This is a genomic window from Mesorhizobium newzealandense, assembly GCF_042682145.1.
GTDB lineage: Bacteria > Pseudomonadota > Alphaproteobacteria > Rhizobiales > Rhizobiaceae > Mesorhizobium > Mesorhizobium newzealandense.
In genome coordinates, this window is record NZ_JBHUGZ010000010.1 from 58,741 (window position 1) to 74,694 (window position 15,954).

Consider the following 15,954-nt stretch of genomic DNA (forward strand, 5'->3'; position numbering starts at 1 on the left):
GATCGGGCATATTGAGCCGGCGTGCAACTTTTGCCGCGACGGGGTAGTGGGTCGGTTTTTAGCGTTTTCCAGCTAGAATGCGGGCTTCCCGCAACAGCGATGCCCAGTTGCGCCCAAGGAAGATAACAAGCTCTGCGGCTTGTGCTTCGGTGATGCCGGTTTCATTGACCAAACGGCGAACAAGGTCGTCCAGCACACCCGGTGGCCTTCCTTGCTCGTCAGTCATCGGAACCATCCCGTATGCGGCACAACGCACTTTACTGTTACTGGTTCCCCCGCAGAATGACTCGCTAATCCTGTACGAAAGCGTACAGTTCACTTGTCGCTCGGTCTTCAATGGCAACGAGCGCTTGAAAGAGTCGATCACGCTTTCGCCCTTCAGGGAGACGCGAGATGACCTTACGTGGCACGGCTGACGAAATACAGTTGGCGACACTCACCAGAATTCTAGACGATTATTGTGAGCAGGCCGGCATTGAAGGCACGCACCCAGCGCGGGAGCATCTGGCACGTCGCCTGATCGCTCTTTTCAGCGGCAACATCGACAGTCCAGACCATATCAAGATGGCTCTGGACAGCGTTGCGAAGGACTGGAAGCCCGATCACATGCCGAGAAACGGCTAGTCGCGACGTCGCGGATACGCGGCCCGGCACACGGACATCACGGTGTCGCGCAGCCAGCGATGTGCCGGGTCGGCATCCATGCGCGGATGCCACATCGCCGATATCTTGAACTCCGGCACGGGCAGCGGGATTTCGAAGGCCGCAAGACCCACCGTGGCGGCGTGGTCGCATGCCATGGTGTTGCCAAGACATGAACGCGGCACGGCCGCGACCAGATCCGACTGGCGCGCGATCCGCATCGCATCCGGATATCCGGGCACGACAACCCGAATTACCCGTTTCAGCCCCAGCCTCTGCAGCGCAGCATCGATCGGCTCGACCGTATCGCCTTCCTTGGACGCCACGACATGGTTGCAGGCCGCATAGTTTTCGGGCGTCACCACTGTTCCCAGAAGGGGATGCCCAATCCGCGCGACGCCGACAAGCCTGTCGTGGAACAGCAATTGGGTGCGTATCTCCGGCGCGGAGGTGCCAAGCACGCCGATCTCCAGATCGATGAGCCCCTCCCTTAGCGGTCGCGCATCCTTGTTGGGTTTGGCGACAAAGCGCAGGCAGATGCGTGGCGCCGCCTGCGTGACGGCGGTCACGACGGGGCCGGACAGAAATTCCAGGAAGGCTTCGCTGACACGTATGGTGAATGTCAGGTCGAGCGAGGAGGCGTCCACGTCGGTGATTTGCGGCCGCAGCACCGCTTGCACATCCCGCGCAAGCTCATGGACGCGATCGCGCAGCTCGGCGGCGCGCGGTGTCGGCACCAGTCCCCGCCCGGCGCGGACGAGCAGCGGGTCGCCTGTCGCCGCCCGAAGCCGGGTCAGCGTCCGGCTCATGGCCGATGTACTCAAGCCGAGACGGCGGGCCGCCCCGGTCACGCTGCCCTCGGCGAGCAACACATCCAGCGCGGCGAGAAGGTTCAGATCCACATCGGCATTGTCCATGCAATGAGCCTACCTCACCCGCTCGGTCTGACATAGCGCCCGATGCAACTATACTTTGATTGTGATGCGTCTGGCGCCCGGCGTGTGGTTGCTTATATCCGCGATCAAACCTCACCACCCGAAAGACATTCACCCATGCCCACAGCCGTTTTGAGCGACAGAGCCCGCACGATCCTCCTCATTGGCGCATCGCGTGGCCTCGGCCATGCCATGGCGGCCGAGTTCCTGAAGAAGGGATGGAACGTCGTCGGCACCGTCCGCGGCGGCGCAACCCGGACCCTGCTGCACGATCTGGCGGACGAGTATAGCGGCAGGGTCGAGATCGAGATCCTGGACATTAGCGAGCCCGATCAGCTCGCCGCGCTGCACGGCCGCCTGTCCGGCAGACTGTTCGACATGCTGTTCGTCAACGCCGGCGTGAGCAACAACCCGGCAGAAACGATCGCGGATGTGACGACCGACGAGTTCGTCAGGGTGATGGTCACCAATTCGCTGAGCCCGATGCGTGTCATCGAAAGCCTGGAGCCATACGTTCCCGCGACAGGTCTGATCGGCGTGATGTCATCCGGGCAAGGCAGCGTCGCCAACAACGAGACCGGCCAGCGTGAGGTCTATCGCGGCAGCAAGGCGGCCCTGAACATGTTCATGCGAAGCTTCGCCGCCCGCCAGGCCGGCACATCGCGCGCCATGGTGGTGATGGCGCCGGGCTGGGTCCGCACCGATCTGGGCGGCCCGGACGGACGGCTGAGCATCGAGGAGAGCATTCCCAGCCTGGTGAACGTGCTTCTCGCGAAGCAGGGAAAACCGGGCCTGGAATATCTCGACTATCTCGGCCGCACCGTTCCCTGGTGACATTTGACCGTGATGGCTGGCAGCCGTGAGCCTGGATGCGTCAGCTCTGCCGGGCGGCCTCACGCGACAGTGATCGGCAGGGATGAAACCCCACGCTGCCAGAGGCGTTTTAACGCTGCAACGCAGTCGAGGTTTCCAATGCAAACCGCATGGTTCTCCAAACCCGTGGTGGTGTCGGTCGGCGTCACCGGTTCCACCCGCAATCTGTCCAATACCCAGCAGGCCATCGAATTGCTCACGACACATTGGCGCGACACCGGCAGCGTGAAACATCAGTCCGCGCTGCGCGCCTGCCGCCGGGCGACGAGCGGCGACGTGTCCCCCGACGTCGCCAGGGAGGCTTTTGTCGAGGCCGCGCGCGAGGCGCATATCCTGGTCGAGTAGGCCGGGTCGAGCAAGCCGGCCGCATTCACGGCTGCAGCGACCGTTCACATTTTCGTGATTGACGGAACCGGTTGAAACGGCAGGCGTTTTTTTGCAGGCGCCTTATTCTCAAGGCAACATTAGGCGCCTTTTCTCAGGCAACATCAGGAGGCGTTTATGCGCATCATGAACCTCGCCACCCTCGCCCTCATCATCCTTGGCGGTCTCAATTTTCTGTCCATGGGTGTAACGGGCTACGACGTAATCGGCACGGCCCTCGGGGGCGCCATGCTGGCCCGCCTGGCCTATCTGGTCATCGGCCTTGCAGCCATATGGCAGCTCATGCCGGGCTTCCAGAGCCTTACGGTTGGAGAAGTCGATGCCGAAAGGCATATCCATCATCATCCGTGACCGGTAAGATATCACCATCCGTGACCGGTAAGATGTGGGGCGGCGGAAAATCCGCCGCCCCACATCGCGCAAAGCCCGACCAAGCGGCCGCCATCAGGAAGCGCCGGCAAATTTCAAGCACTCTTCACGTCCTGCAAAAGTCAGGAACCATACGATTGCCGGCGGGCAAGCGAATCCAGGAACTCGGTGATTTGACGGGCGCCACGCAAGTTCACCACTGGCACCAGCGGCCCCCGGATTGCCCGCTCCGCCTCGATGGCAGGCCGGCTGCCGCGATCGAAATTCCAGATGTAGCGGAGAAACGACAGGTACTCCGCGTTCAGATGCTCGGTGCATCCGGCCGGCAGATCAGGCCGGGGGCGGTTCAACACGCTGCGCAGGACAACACGTCTCAGACAGGTGGTGCGAGGCGTGTTCAGCCAGACGACGAGATCGGCCCTGGGAAGCCTCAAATCAAAGGTCTGCCGGTAGTAGTTCCCCTCACACACCCAGCCGGCACCCGCAACCGCCGCGCCGACGCGTGCCCGGAAAACCTCGGGTTCGGGTTTGCTCCAGCCTGGTCCCCAGAACAGTTTGTCGAGATGCACGACCGGCAAATGCAGCCGCTCACCGATCTGCCGCGCAAGGGTCGACTTGCCGCTTCCGGCGTTTCCGAGAATTACGATCCGCTGCATCATTTTGGCTTTGCGACTACCCGGACACAGTAATCATCCTGGCGACTGAATTTCGGTCGGCCAGAACTCAGACCGTTCGCGCCCCATGCCTGGCCAGCGCGTGCTCGACCAGCACGTCGATGGTCTGGCTGTAGCCTATGCCTGAGGCAGCCAGCGCCTTGGCGTACATCGAGATGTCGGTGAAGCCGGGAAGCGTGTTGACCTCGTTGACCAGCAGCGAACCGTCGGCGCGCAGGAAGAAGTCGACGCGCGCCATCGCTTCGCAGCCGAGCGCCTGAAAGGCCTGCCGCGCCATCTCCCTCGCTCTGTCGGCGACCGCGGCCGGGACATCGGCGGGCACCTCGACCACCGCGCCGTCGGCATCGAGATACTTGGCCTCATAGGTGTAGAAACCGTGCTTGCCGGCCGGAATGATCTCGCCGGGCAGCGACACCGTCAGCGTGCCGTCGGCCCGCTGCAGCACCGAGCACTCGATCTCGCGGCCTTCGACGAACTCCTCGATCAGCACCTTGCCGTCATAGCGGAAAGCCGTTTCGATGGCCTGCTGGAAACCGTCCCGGTCATCCACCTTGCTCACCCCGAAGGACGAGCCCTGGCGCGCCGGCTTGGCGAAGAATGGCAGGCCGAGCACGCCTGCAATCTCCTGGAATGAACTGACATCGTTTCGATGCAAGGTGACCGAGCGGGCAACGGCAAGGCCGGCCTCGCGCATCAGCCGCTTGGCGACATCCTTGTCCATGGCGGCGGCCGAGGCGAGGATGCCGCAGCCGACATAAGCGACATCGGCGACCTCGGCATAGCCCTGCACCGAGCCGTCCTCGCCGAACGGCCCGTGCAGCACCGGAAAGACGACATCGACGGGGTCAGGCTGCGTTCCATCCCGCGACACGGCGACCAGCCTGCCCTTGCCGCCGGGCAGCAGCGCGACCTCCACACCATCCTCGGATACCGGAGCCCCTGCCGCATCGCGGACCGACGAACCTTGCAGCAGCCACCTGCCATCCCTGGAGATGGCGATCGGCACGATCTCGTAGCGTGTCCGGTCGATTGCCTTCAGCACATTGGCGGCCGAAAGGCGCGACACGTCATGTTCGGCCGAACGCCCGCCATAGAGGATGGCCACCCTTGTCTTGTCCGTCATCGAGATCCCTCAACTGTCAAAAATCAAATGGCAACCGCAATACCGCGATTGGCGAAGAAGCGGTCGAAATCGGCCGGCGCCAACTCTGCGTTTTCCTGTGTGGCGCTGGTATGGCCGGACGGATTGTGGAAGCGGAAACCCTCGTCCGACGCCGCGGTGACCAGGACCAGATGGCCGCCCTTCGAGGGTGGCTCGCGCTCGGGCCAGCGGATCGAGCTGCTGACCGAAGCGATGAAGAAGCGCGACCGTGCCAGGATCGCCGGAATGTCCGATGTCGCGACATTCGTCATCACCTCGGCTTGCAGGCCGAAAACCTCCTGCACGAAGCTGACGAATGGCGCGTAGATCAGTCCCTTGATCGAACCCTCGTTGACGACATAGCCGCCATATCCAGTGCAGCGCCTGGCCAGTTCGATCGTCGGAACGATCTCGCCGCGCGTCGCCAGGATCATCTTCAGGCACGCCATGCCACAGATGTTGGCGGCCCAGACCGCGTACTCCTCACGTGTCTCAGCCCCCGACCGCTGCCAAAGCGGATCGCGCCGGAGCGCGACTTCGGCGCCCTCAGTGAGCACGTCCATCGTCATGTCTGGCGTTTCCCACTGGCTGAAGAACGGCACGGTTTCAGGCAGCGGATTCATGCGACTCCTCGATCGGTTTTTGGATTCTCGTATACGAGGATACGCAATGGGTGGAAAGCCACCCAGAGACTGTTTCGAAATTCGCTCTGGCGAGCCATATGGTGGTGGTTTCGAGAACCGGAGCGCAGCGGACATTTGGGTCCGTGAGCACCGGAAGCGCAGAAAACACCGCTAGATGGCCGCCGGAGTAGAATTTCCAGACAGTCTCTCAGAAGGTGATTTTCACCGAAGGAGCGCTGCGCTTGGCCGGCCCGTGATGGACGGCTTCGATGTTGTTGCCGTCCGGATCGAGCAGGAAGGCAGCGTAATAGCCGGGATGATAGGGCCGTTCGCCCGGCGCGCCATTGTCCGTGCCGCCGCCGGCGAGCCCGGCCTTGTAGAAGGCATCGACCATGGCACGGTCCCTTGCTTGGAAGGCGAGATGATGGCGCCCGGTGAGTTTTCCCTGCGCTGCCCGGCTGTCGGCACTGGAGACGAACAGTTCGTCGGCCCAGAAATAGTCCTCGCCGACACCACCGATCGGCACATCGAGCACCTGCAAGACCGCCTCGTAGAAGCGCCGGCTGGCGGGCAGATCCCTGACCACCAGCTGGATGTGGTCGATGAGCCGGCCGCGATGCAGTTCCATGAAAATTCCTCCTCGCAAGGCTTTCGAATTTAGGTTCGGACAGGGCGCCGTCAATGCAGGTGCTTGCCAACCGCCAGTCCTGCCACACGCTCGGCCATGGCACCCCAACAAAAAAGCCCGCCGGGAGGGGGTTCCGGCGGGCCTTTGGAAAGCTGATACTGAGCTTTCTGATGTCTGACGGGGGATCAGACATGGTGAGAACTTCTATGTGCCGCAGAAGTTCCACCCAAATAAAAAGACTTCCAACGGGCCGTCGAATTGACGGAATTCAAACGCTGGGGGCGATTTCTTTTCGCGGAGCCCCTCTCGGCTGGAACTTTCCACCGCGCAACAGGTTGTGGCGCGGCTGGGAGGACTCAAGTTGGATAGTTTTCAGAGGCTCGAAGCGCTGATCGACAGCGCCGGTGTCGACGATGTCAAAGAAGCAAACGCCCTGCTGCGGCGGTTTAAGGGCGGGTCGCAGGACGTCACGGCGGCCATCGACGAGTTCATGCTGGACTTCGTGACATTGGTGTTCGTCGTCGAGGCCGGCGAGGACGATTTCGAAAGACCGATCCGCAAACTCGCCCGCACCAGTCTTTCGACGCTCAACCACCTGGTGAACGTGGCGGCGTAGGACGCCGCTCCGGCGCCAAGCTTATGCTGACATTGTGGCTAATTAAACGGCGCGCTGCTCTCATGGCTCGGAAAGATGCGGCCCCCTTCCAATTGTGTTATCGGCCGAGCAACCCCGAAATGAACCAGACTGCGATGCCAACCGCGGTCACGATCAGCACCCAGATCCGCGCGCTCCAGCCCCGTCCGCGGCGGATGGCCATGTGTTTACGAGCCGTATCGAGATTGCTCTGGGTCAAGGCCCAGTTGGCGGGCATGTCCTTCTGGGTATAGACGGAGAGAGCGGCCCGGTAGGCCTCGGTGGCTTTGGTGAGGTGGTCGCGCCCGCTCTCTCCGCCTTCGCTGTGGCCGAGGCATTCCAGCGCCTTGCCGAGATTGTTCTGGGTCAAGGCCCAGTCGGCGGGCATGTCCTCCTGAGTATAAACGGTGAGGGCGGCCCGGAAGGCCTCGATGCCTTTGGTGAGGTGGTCGCGCCCGGCCTCTCCGCCCTCGTTCCTGCCGAGGACTGACAAGGCGAAACCGAGGCCGCTTTGGCTCGCGGCCCATGCGGCGGGCCTGTCCTTCTCGCTTCGCACCGCGAGCGCGGCCTTGAAGGCGTCGACCGCCTGCTTGAAGTGGTCGCGCTCGACCTCTGCGCCGCCGCGCTCGACAAGTTGTGCAAAGGCCTTCCCCGACCGTACTCCGGCCTGGGCAAAGATGGCAGTGAGGTCGTCGACGGACTTTTTGAGGCCGGCGCGCTCGATCGTTCCCTCGCTGTTGCCGAGGCCTGCTAGCGCAATGCCGAGATCGTGCTGCAAAGTCGCCCATTGAATGGGCATGTCCTCCTGGGTATAAACGGTGAGGGCGGCCCGGAAGGCCTCGATGGCTTTGTTGAGGTGGTCGCGCCCGGTCTCTCCGCCCTCCCGGTGGCCGAGGTGTAGGAGCGTGACGCCGAGATTGGTCTGGGTATCAGCCCATTGGGAGAGCAGGCCTTGCTGCGTTCGCACGCTGAGCGCGGCCCTGTGTGCCTCGACGGCCTGATAAAAATAGTCGCGTTTGACCTCTCCGCCCTCGCGGTAGCCGAGCGTAGTCAAGGCATTGCCGATACCCGTCTGGGTCAGCCCCCATTGGGCGGGCATGTCCTTCCGGGTTCGTACGGAGAGCGCACACCTGAAGGCTTCAATGGCCTGTTTGAGGTGGTCGCGCCAAGCCTGTCCGCCTTCACGGGAGCCGAGGATTGTCAAGGCGGCGCCGAGATTGTTCTGGGCCTCCGCCCATTGGGTGGGCATGTCTTGGGTTCGCAGGGTGAGGACGTCTCGGTAAGCATCGACAGCCTGCCGGAGGCTGGCAAGGCCGGGGAACCGTTCTCCGTGGCTCAAGAACGCCTCTGCTTGCCGCATTTGGAACTCACTCGCCAGAAGAGGCTCTACATTGAGAAGGTCACTAGCCGCTTCGGCAAAAAGCCTCGCGCTTTCGAGAAAGTCGGACCGAGCAAACGCGATTGAAGCTTCAGCCTCCCGCAGTCTCGCTATGTTGACCACTTCGGCCCTCTGACGCTCCGAGACGACCTGCTGATACTGCTCTCGTGCCGTTCGGATGGCTTCCTGCGCTGAACGGAGGTCAATTGTGCGCTGATTATCCAATGCGACGCGGGCGGCAGAGAGATGTGGCTCGATTTCGGGAGCTTGGTTGGCGAGGCCACGCAGATGTTCCAGCTCTGAGCGCGATCTCTCCAGATTATCTTTTGCTGCGGCGAGAGCAGCAGCCATCTGGTCGACAGTGATGCCATGACCGATAATTTCAGACAGTAGAGCCAAGAGCTCCGAACGCGTCGAATTCAGCTCATGCTCCAGGCGAGACAATTCGGCGTCAAGAGCACTGCCGCCGCCGACTATGCCAAGCTGCAACGCAATTTGCTGAAGGAGAGCAGTGTTGGTGAGTTGCGCCGTTGCTACTGCATCGAGTGTGTCTCGAATTCCTCCGAGGGCTTTTGCCATTTCAAGCATGAGGGCCGGTTCAAGCCGTCGATAGTAATCAGGGTCCACGACAGCAGCCCTGATGCCTGCGAACACCACATCGTTGGCGAAGCGGTAAGCCAAGGATCCGCTTTGGTTTGGTCCAAATAGGTCCGGGCGGGCCTCTCCCAAGCTCGCCATGACGACAACTACCGCCTGCGCAGGAAACCCTGCTGGCGACACGGCACAGGCCGCTAGCCTTTGTCGATCAATAAAACAGTCATTCAGAGATTGGTTGAGCGCTTCATTGGCCACTTGGAGCTCGATACTGGCGTCGAACTTCCCGTCGCTGCCCGATATTAGGTGCCTGTAGCCATCCAGAACTTCCTCTTGAATGCGGCCTCGAACGCGATGACATTCGGGACCGAATTTCTTGGCACGGCCTAGGACGAAGCCGATGAGGCCAGCGGCGCCTACGGCGGCTTCTATGGTCCCGCTTGGAGGAGCTCCCAAAGCTAGGGCGGCAGTTCCGACGCAGAATGCGGCAACATTGCCGAGGTTTTCCTCTAGGTAGGCCATCCCATCATTCCCGGACACCAGCTGAATTATGTTGGCGATTGAGACTAGGTGCAAGCTGCCTCTTAAGACGTTTGGCCAAGTGTGCAGCTAGATCGGAATGTACGATGACTCAGTAGATTTGTTCATCAGTTCGGCGCGGAAGCCTTTACTACCGGCTCTAAGAAAGTCCCCGCATGCGAAGACGCAGCCTTACGGAGATATGGGTTTCTGTAGGATTTACCCAGCCCCTGTGGTCCCCTTCGCTCTCGCAATCTGTCACCCAGCCGCAACTGTGCCGGAAAGAATGGTTTGAGGAGCAACAGGAAGACGGCTAGCCAGTCGGCCTTCCGCGAACGCGTTTGATACAACCAAGATCTTTTACGCCTCCAGACATTCCGTTTTTGTCCTTGAACGGAAAGTCCCTTCATTGGCAGTGCAGGTCGGCACGCCATGCTTTCAATATGGCTGCCAGCCTGGGGATGCCCTCGCTCACCGCGCGCCGGTCGGCGAGCGTGAACGACAGCCGCAGCGTGTTGCGCCCGGTTGCGTCGGCAAAGAACGCGCTGCCGGGCACGAAGGCGACGCGCGCCTCCTTCACCGCCCGCGCCAGCAGTGCGGTGGCGTCGGAACCTTCCGGCAGCGTCGCCCAGACGAACATGCCGCCTTCCGGGCGGCTCCAGGTCACGCCTGCCGGCATGTTGGCCTCGAGCGCAGCAAGCAGGCCGTCGCGGCGCTCGCGGTAGGCGCCGATGAGTTTTTCCACCTGGCCGTCGAACACGGCTTCGGCGACACGATGCATCACCACCTGGTTGATCGACGGGCTGTGCAGGTCGGAGGCCTGCTTCATCAGCACCAGCTTCTCGACGATGTGGCGCGGCGCGCACACCCAGCCGACGCGCATGCCCGGCGACAGGATTTTCGAGAACGAGCCGCAATAGAGCGTGCGCGCCTTGTCGATGCCGCCGGAACGGGCGCAGTCGAGCGCCAGGATCGGCGGCACGCCCTCGCCGTCATAGCGCAGCGCGCGATAGGCGGCGTCTTCGATGACGGCGATGTCGAGCTCGCCGGCGAGGTCGAGCACCGCCTCGCGCTGCTGCCGGTTCAGCGTCTCGCCGGTCGGGTTGGCGAAATCCGGCACCAGATAGGCGAACTTGGCCCGCCCGCCATTGGTGGCGGCGGCAGCGCGATAAGCTGCCGGCGTCATGTTGCCGCCGTCGATCGTCAGCCGCTCATAGCGCGGCTCATAGGCGTTGAACGCCTGCAGCGCGCCGAGATAGGTCGGCCATGTCACCAGCGCGGTGTCGCCCGGCGACAGGAACAGCTTGCCGAGATAATCCAGCGCCTGCTGCGAGCCGGAGGTGATGAAGATGTTGGCCTCATCGCAGGCGACGCCGAGCTTGCCCATCTGTCCGGCCAGCCAGCGCCGCAGCGGCAGATAGCCTTCCGAGACCTGGTACTGTAGCGCCGCCCCCGCCTCGCCGCCACCAAGCACCGACGCATAGGCATCGCGGATCGCCTCGGCCGGAAACAGCGCCGGATCGGGAATGCCGCCGGCAAAGGAGATGATGTCGGGCTGGTCGAGCAGCTTCAGGAGCTCGCGGATTTCGGACGCCTTCATGCGCGACGAGCGCGAAGCCAGCAGATTCATCAAGGTCAAGGCGCGCCTCCCGCGACAATTCTTATATAGGTCAACCTGACTGACCTATATCAGCCCTTCCCGGCAATTTGAATAGAGCCTGACAGCCTTCCGGTATACGCCAGTCGGCGCCGGCCGGAATGGTGCCGGGCATCACAAGGTCTTCTTGTAGCCGAGATGGCTGCCGGTGAAGCCGAGTTCCTCATAGAAGCGGTGCGCGTCCGCTCGCGACCTGTCGGTGGTGAGCTGGACCAGGCTGCAGTTGCGCGCCCGGCATTGCGCGATCGCCCAGTCGATCATCAGCCTGCCGATCCCGCCCGAGCGCCGGCGGCTGGCGATCCGGACCGCCTCGATCTGCCCGCGCCAGGCGCCCTTGCGCGACAGCCCGGCAAGGAAGCTGATCTGCAAGGTGCCGATCACCTCGCCGCCGTCCACGGCCACCGCCAGCAGCTGGTTGGGATCGGCGTCGATGGCGTTGAAGGCATCGACATAGCCGCGCGCCAGCGGCACCGAGGCGTCCTCGCGGCCGGCGCCAAGCGGATCGTCGGCCAGCATCGCGACGATAGCAGGTAGGTCGGACGCTTGCGCCTTGCGGAAGGTGATCATGGTGTCGAGATATCGCGAGGCGTCGGCGTAGGCAACGTGCCGCTTGAGCCGGATGTGATCGACTGCAATCATATCCTACCCTCCCTCGCACAAGAGATCACCCAGCATGCGTGCAAAGGAACCGCTCTTCCGCAAAGTGAACACCCGAACCCATGGGGTCCATCACGGCAATGGCGGCGAGTACAGATGGTCGCGAAACACGGAGCGGGAAGATCGGACCAGCCGGGGCTCGATGCACGGCGGACATCGGCGCGGGCTGGACTACACACCGCTGTTCAAATTCCTGCTGTCCCATGTCGGCGACGACTGGGCGGCAGTCCACAGCGAGGCGGTTGCGCGCTTGAACCGCGCCGACCCGATCTTCTGGATGGTCGCCCGCAGTGAGGCCGAAAGAAAGCCATTCATCAGAGGTGGCGAGAGCTCATACTTTAGCGGCCTCTATGTCGATGGTGACAATCGCCTTGCGCGTGTCGATCCCGATTTGCGGGTCGAGGATATGGAGCCATCCTGCTCCTGCTGTACCCACACATTCAACGGATTGCCATTCACGAGAGCCTTCAAGCCCCTCGTGCCCGAAGCAGGGTAGCGAAACCCAGCTTCAACGCAGGCGATCGCGCGCCTGCATCAGGGCAAACCCCAGCAGGTTCTCGCCGCGCCACAAGAGCGGGTTGGCTGCTTTCTTGTCGTCGGCGGCGAGACCGATACCCCATATCCGGTCCATCGGGCTCGCCTCGACCAGGATCTGATCACCCGTCGACAGCAAATACTCGCGCAGGGCCGCATTCTGCCGGAATTTCTCAAAACTCCCCTCGCCCACGATGCGCCGCTTCTCCGCGTCCCATCTGGCCTCGTCGAAACCGCGCACCTGTCGGCCGAGCTGCTTCGCCTGCTTGGGGCTTCCCGCCTGTACGATCTGCGCGGCAGTCTCGTCATCGCCGAACAGCCGCGCCTTCTCGGCCATCATCCAATGTTCGGCCGTCGGATAACTCCGTCCAGCCACAGTGAACGAGGCATGCCACCACTGGCTAAAGCAGGACGCAGTGACGCGGCCGTCTTTGGACGGCTGATGCCCCCAGAAGAACAGGAACTTGAGCCGGGACTTGGCGCGGAAGACGTCTTCAAGCTGAGAACGATCGTAAATCATGGACGCGAAAGAACAGAGCCGGGGGACGGCTTGTCAATACCGATGGGGATCGGCGTTTGGCCGGATAACTTCCACACCAGCCAAGCTCAGGACCGCACGCGGTGTGCGCTGCGACGCCGCGTGCAGGCCGCGCGCGACGTGCTGGCCTGCGGCCTCGAGGCGCATTGCGGCGACGCCCTCGACGTGACCGTGCCCGAACAAGGGCAGCACCTGATGGCGACGCTGAAGGGCGCCGGACCGGACACCGCCATCGTCGAGGCGGCGAAAGCGGCGGGCGTCGGCGCCCGGGCCTTGTCCTCGATGTTCATCGACGGCCCGCCGCGCCAGGGCCTGGTGCTGGGCTTTTCGGGGTTTTCGGACGAGGAGCTTTTGGCGGCGACGATCAGGCTGGGCACGCTGTTCCGGTAGGTTCAGCTGCGCCGCGCGACAAAAGCGGCAGCGCGGGCGACATGCGAATCGCGGTGCGTCCTGGCCGCCAGCGCCAGCCATTCTCGGGCGACGGCGTCGGCCGTCTCAGGCTGGTCCAGCTTCAGATTGACTTCCACCTGGCTCGCCAGGATTTCCACTTGCAAACCGGCATAACTGTCGGTGTCGCGCATGCAGCGCCGGCGCGCCTCGCCCAACCACTCCATGGCCGGCCCGAACGCCTCTTCTGCTGCATAGGTCAAGGCCAGCGCGCGGGCCACAGCCCCTTCCCAGCAGGGATCGTTCATCTGACAGCTCAGCGCAAAGGCTTCCTCCAACCGGGGACGCAAATCATTGGGACGCGCTTGCTGGCGGGTCCGGGATTCGCTGAGCACCGCTACCGGCCAAGGCCGGAACGACATCCAACGTTGTTCTTCGACCAGCGCCAGGCAGTCCGCCAGCCAGAGGTCGGCTTCCTCCAACCGATCGGCGGCGAGCAGCCCCCAGCCGCCAAGTCCCAGCGACCAGATTTCGCGGCGGCGGTTGCCGGCCGAGCGCGCATGCTCCAGCGACAGCGCGTAGTGATCGAGCCCTTCACCGACCCGACCCCAGTCGACCAGATTGAAACCGATGACGCCATGGATGCCGGCCAAATCGTCGTCCCCACCGGCCAATTCCAGCGCCTGCGCGAGATAGGTCGCTGCCGACGGGCGCCGCCCGGCCAGCGCCTCGACATAGCCGAGTTCGCGAAAGCCCGCCGAAGCGATGGCTGCATTGCCCCCCTGACGCGCCAATTCCGTGCTCTGGCGCAGCAGCACCGAGCCTTCGTCGTCATAACCTTTGACCGAATGCACAAGCGCTGCGCCGAGTTCGAACATGGCGCGCGAAGTCAGATGCGCATCCTTGTGCTTTTCGGCGTCGCGCACGGCGCGGCGCAAGCAGTCGATGCCGGCGTCCACGGCACCCGCCGAAAGCGCGGCAAGCCCCGACTGCATCAGCGAGATGACGAAGGCCTGGCGTGAGATGCCGCTGGGCGGAGACGAGATGGTGCGGCGCGCCGCGCTGCGCAACGCAGCCGACGGCTTTTCGCCAAGTTCGGCCACGAACACAGCCTCGGTCGCCTCGACCTGTTCGAGCGCCGCTTGGTAGCGGCCGGCCAGCGCGAGGCTCTTCACCAGCAATATATGCGCGCTTTCGTCATAGGGGCTGCGCCGCACGCCAAGTTCGGCCAGCCGCGTGGCGCGGCCATAATCCTCGATCGACATGGCGCGGATGGTCTCCTGTCGAATCCGGGATTCGACGATGCCGGCGATGCGCTCGCGCTCGACCAGCAGCCAGGTGGCGAATTCCGGACTGCAGCTCGGCTCTAGCGCGCCGAGCAGCGGGCCGGCGGCCTCGATGTCGAAATCGTCGCGGTCCAGCCGCAGCACGTCGATGTCCAAATCGTCGGCAAAGCGGCCCTCGATCGGGTCACCGTTCAGACAGTCGGCGGTGTTGAGCGCCTTGCGTTGCGAGGCCAGGCACCAACGCAGCGAACCCAGCGGATCGACGGTCTCGGGAAACAGCTCCGCCGCAAGTGTGCGCCGGTCGAGCGGCGCGCGCGCCAGAAGCACGCGGGCCAGCAGCGCCCATGCCTGATGACCACGCACAGCTTGGCTCTGTCCATTCGCATCGAGAATGGCGGGTTCGCCAAGAAGCCTGATGGTAGCGCCCAATTTTTCCACCATGTGCCTGCTCCATCCTCGCAAATGGCATGCGCCACCACCGTGGGACGAAGCGTGTGACCGCTCTCGCGCCGTTTCCTTGGCGAGCAGCACACCGGGTCGAACGTCGATCGGTTTTATCGGCCCGTCAACCTACAACGGAGACCGACAATGCCAACCTTCATCATCGAACGCGAGATCGCCGGCGCCGACAGGCTGAGTGCCAACGAGCTCAAGGAAATCTCGGCCAGATCCAACGAGGTCGTGGCTGGCCTCGGCGTACCTTACAAATGGCTCACCTCCTATGTCGCCGGCGACAAGATCTACTGCGTGCATGAGGCCGAAAGCGCCGAGATCATCGAGCGGCATGCCCGCGAGGGCGGCTTTCCCGCCAACAAGGTGACGGAGATCGCCGCCTTCATCGGCCCGCAGACCGCAGGCGCCTGACCAGCCATGGTGGCGGACCACGCGTCCGTCCACGACCGAGGCGCTCGGGCCGAGACGGCCGGTGCACGATAGCAAACTTATGGAGTTAACATGACGATCTTTCCTTGGACCCGGCGCCTTGCCGTCCTGTCCATGCTGTCCGCCATCGCGTTGACGGCGGTTCATGCCCATGGGGCCAACACCACTGTAGCCAGTTACACCAATGTCCTGTCGCAAAAGGTGCGCGCCGCCAACGGCCGGTTCGAGAATGTGGCGACGGCCACCGCTGAAGGCTACGCACCGATCCCCTGCGCCAGCGGCATCACCGGTGGGGCCATGGGCATCCACTATGTCAACGCGGCCTACCTGAAGGACGATGCCGTCTATCTCGCCAAGCCGGAAGCGGTGATGTACGAGCCGATAGCAGACGGCACGCTGAAGCTGGTGGCGGTCGAATACATCACCTCAAAAGGCCCGGCCTCACTCGAGGGGCAGCTGTTCAACTTCAACAGCGCGCCCAACCGTTATGGCCTCGGGGTCTTTTACGAGCTGCATGTCTGGGCGTGGAAGAAGAACCCGACCGGCACCTTCGCCGACATGAACCCCAACGTCTCCTGCGATGCGATGAGGATGGGCGACTGACGCCTCGTCAGGGTTT

The 15,954-nt window shown here is 63.1% G+C and carries 20 protein-coding genes; 9 read left to right on the plus strand and 11 right to left on the minus strand.

The features are described 5' to 3' along the window. Positions 1 to 58: 58 nt before the first annotated feature. Positions 59 to 226: a hypothetical protein gene (locus ACFSOZ_RS14655; protein ID WP_379099069.1), complete on the minus strand. Its 168-nt coding sequence runs from the start codon at positions 224 to 226 to the stop codon at positions 59 to 61. 167 nt (positions 227 to 393) lie between these two features. Here ACFSOZ_RS14655 and ACFSOZ_RS14660 point away from each other — a divergent pair, with 167 nt between their 5' ends. Further along, positions 394 to 624 (plus strand): hypothetical protein, encoded by a 231-nt coding sequence (locus ACFSOZ_RS14660; protein WP_379099071.1) that lies wholly within the window; start codon positions 394 to 396, stop codon positions 622 to 624. Here the strand turns inward: ACFSOZ_RS14660 and ACFSOZ_RS14665 are convergent. Beyond that, positions 621 to 1,559, minus strand: a complete 939-nt coding sequence (locus ACFSOZ_RS14665; protein WP_379099073.1) for a LysR family transcriptional regulator — start codon at positions 1,557 to 1,559, stop codon at positions 621 to 623. The genes ACFSOZ_RS14660 and ACFSOZ_RS14665 overlap by 4 nt on opposite strands. A gap of 135 nt (positions 1,560 to 1,694) precedes the next feature. Here ACFSOZ_RS14665 and ACFSOZ_RS14670 point away from each other — a divergent pair, with 135 nt between their 5' ends. The 3 genes from ACFSOZ_RS14670 (at position 1,695) to ACFSOZ_RS14680 (ending at position 3,185) form a co-directional block, all read left to right on the plus strand. After that, positions 1,695 to 2,411 (plus strand): SDR family NAD(P)-dependent oxidoreductase, encoded by a 717-nt coding sequence (locus ACFSOZ_RS14670; RefSeq protein WP_379099075.1) that lies wholly within the window; start codon positions 1,695 to 1,697, stop codon positions 2,409 to 2,411. Between the two features lie 138 nt (positions 2,412 to 2,549). After that, on the plus strand, positions 2,550 to 2,795 hold the full coding sequence (locus ACFSOZ_RS14675) for a DUF982 domain-containing protein (RefSeq protein ID WP_379099078.1): 246 nt from the start codon (positions 2,550 to 2,552) through the stop codon (positions 2,793 to 2,795). Positions 2,796 to 2,951: 156 nt separating this feature from the next. After that, positions 2,952 to 3,185 (plus strand): DUF378 domain-containing protein, encoded by a 234-nt coding sequence (locus ACFSOZ_RS14680; protein WP_379099081.1) that lies wholly within the window; start codon positions 2,952 to 2,954, stop codon positions 3,183 to 3,185. Positions 3,186 to 3,325: 140 nt separating this feature from the next. Here the strand turns inward: ACFSOZ_RS14680 and ACFSOZ_RS14685 are convergent, their stop codons facing one another. The 4 genes from ACFSOZ_RS14685 to ACFSOZ_RS14700 form a co-directional block, all read right to left on the minus strand. Then, on the minus strand, positions 3,326 to 3,862 hold the full coding sequence (locus ACFSOZ_RS14685) for a P-loop NTPase family protein (protein ID WP_379099084.1): 537 nt from the start codon (positions 3,860 to 3,862) through the stop codon (positions 3,326 to 3,328). Between the two features lie 64 nt (positions 3,863 to 3,926). Then, positions 3,927 to 5,000 carry a D-alanine--D-alanine ligase family protein gene (locus ACFSOZ_RS14690; protein WP_379099086.1) on the minus strand — a complete coding sequence of 358 codons (1,074 nt, stop codon included), beginning with the start codon at positions 4,998 to 5,000 and terminating at the stop codon, positions 3,927 to 3,929. A 23-nt stretch (positions 5,001 to 5,023) separates the two neighbouring features. Beyond that, positions 5,024 to 5,641 (minus strand): C39 family peptidase, encoded by a 618-nt coding sequence (locus tag ACFSOZ_RS14695; RefSeq protein ID WP_379099089.1) that lies wholly within the window; start codon positions 5,639 to 5,641, stop codon positions 5,024 to 5,026. Between the two features lie 208 nt (positions 5,642 to 5,849). Continuing rightward, positions 5,850 to 6,269, minus strand: a complete 420-nt coding sequence (locus ACFSOZ_RS14700) for a VOC family protein (protein WP_379099092.1) — start codon at positions 6,267 to 6,269, stop codon at positions 5,850 to 5,852. A 361-nt stretch (positions 6,270 to 6,630) separates the two neighbouring features. On the opposite strand from ACFSOZ_RS14700, the gene ACFSOZ_RS14705 reads away from it, so the two are divergent. Then, the gene (locus tag ACFSOZ_RS14705; protein WP_379099095.1) at positions 6,631 to 6,885 is read left to right on the plus strand and encodes a hypothetical protein; all 255 of its coding nucleotides are present in this window, start codon (positions 6,631 to 6,633) and stop codon (positions 6,883 to 6,885) included. A 97-nt stretch (positions 6,886 to 6,982) separates the two neighbouring features. Here the strand turns inward: ACFSOZ_RS14705 and ACFSOZ_RS14710 are convergent, their stop codons facing one another. The 3 genes from ACFSOZ_RS14710 to ACFSOZ_RS14720 all read right to left on the minus strand — a co-directional run bounded on the left by ACFSOZ_RS14710 (position 6,983) and on the right by ACFSOZ_RS14720 (position 11,618). Beyond that, entirely contained in the window at positions 6,983 to 9,397 is a 2,415-nt protein-coding gene (locus tag ACFSOZ_RS14710) for a tetratricopeptide repeat protein (RefSeq protein ID WP_379099098.1), read from the minus strand. A gap of 403 nt (positions 9,398 to 9,800) precedes the next feature. Next, a complete protein-coding gene (locus ACFSOZ_RS14715; RefSeq protein ID WP_379099776.1) occupies positions 9,801 to 11,024 on the minus strand; it encodes an aminotransferase-like domain-containing protein in 1,224 nt (407 codons plus the stop codon). Between the two features lie 141 nt (positions 11,025 to 11,165). Further along, positions 11,166 to 11,618: a GNAT family N-acetyltransferase gene (locus ACFSOZ_RS14720; protein WP_379099779.1), complete on the minus strand. Its 453-nt coding sequence runs from the start codon at positions 11,616 to 11,618 to the stop codon at positions 11,166 to 11,168. 106 nt (positions 11,619 to 11,724) lie between these two features. Here ACFSOZ_RS14720 and ACFSOZ_RS14725 point away from each other — a divergent pair, with 106 nt between their 5' ends. Continuing rightward, the gene (locus tag ACFSOZ_RS14725) at positions 11,725 to 12,204 is read left to right on the plus strand and encodes a hypothetical protein (protein WP_379099101.1); all 480 of its coding nucleotides are present in this window, start codon (positions 11,725 to 11,727) and stop codon (positions 12,202 to 12,204) included. A 12-nt stretch (positions 12,205 to 12,216) separates the two neighbouring features. Here ACFSOZ_RS14725 and ACFSOZ_RS14730 read toward each other — a convergent pair whose 3' ends face one another. Beyond that, positions 12,217 to 12,762, minus strand: coding sequence for an NADAR family protein (locus ACFSOZ_RS14730; RefSeq protein WP_379099104.1), 546 nt, complete (start codon positions 12,760 to 12,762; stop codon positions 12,217 to 12,219). On the opposite strand from ACFSOZ_RS14730, the gene ACFSOZ_RS14735 reads away from it, so the two are divergent. Then, positions 12,685 to 13,170, plus strand: coding sequence for an aminotransferase-like domain-containing protein (locus ACFSOZ_RS14735; protein WP_379099806.1), 486 nt, complete (start codon positions 12,685 to 12,687; stop codon positions 13,168 to 13,170). The two genes, ACFSOZ_RS14730 and ACFSOZ_RS14735, sit on opposite strands and share 78 nt — an antisense overlap. Positions 13,171 to 13,172: 2 nt before the next feature. Here the strand turns inward: ACFSOZ_RS14735 and ACFSOZ_RS14740 are convergent, their stop codons facing one another. Next, on the minus strand, positions 13,173 to 14,894 hold the full coding sequence (locus ACFSOZ_RS14740; protein ID WP_379099109.1) for a BTAD domain-containing putative transcriptional regulator: 1,722 nt from the start codon (positions 14,892 to 14,894) through the stop codon (positions 13,173 to 13,175). 147 nt (positions 14,895 to 15,041) lie between these two features. Between ACFSOZ_RS14740 and ACFSOZ_RS14745 the strand changes: the two genes are divergently transcribed. Together ACFSOZ_RS14745 and ACFSOZ_RS14750 are read left to right on the plus strand one after the other, a co-directional pair. Beyond that, positions 15,042 to 15,317 (plus strand): DUF4242 domain-containing protein, encoded by a 276-nt coding sequence (locus tag ACFSOZ_RS14745; protein WP_379099112.1) that lies wholly within the window; start codon positions 15,042 to 15,044, stop codon positions 15,315 to 15,317. A gap of 90 nt (positions 15,318 to 15,407) precedes the next feature. Beyond that, the gene (locus ACFSOZ_RS14750; RefSeq protein ID WP_379099115.1) at positions 15,408 to 15,938 is read left to right on the plus strand and encodes a hypothetical protein; all 531 of its coding nucleotides are present in this window, start codon (positions 15,408 to 15,410) and stop codon (positions 15,936 to 15,938) included. The last annotated feature ends 16 nt before the right edge of the window (positions 15,939 to 15,954 follow it).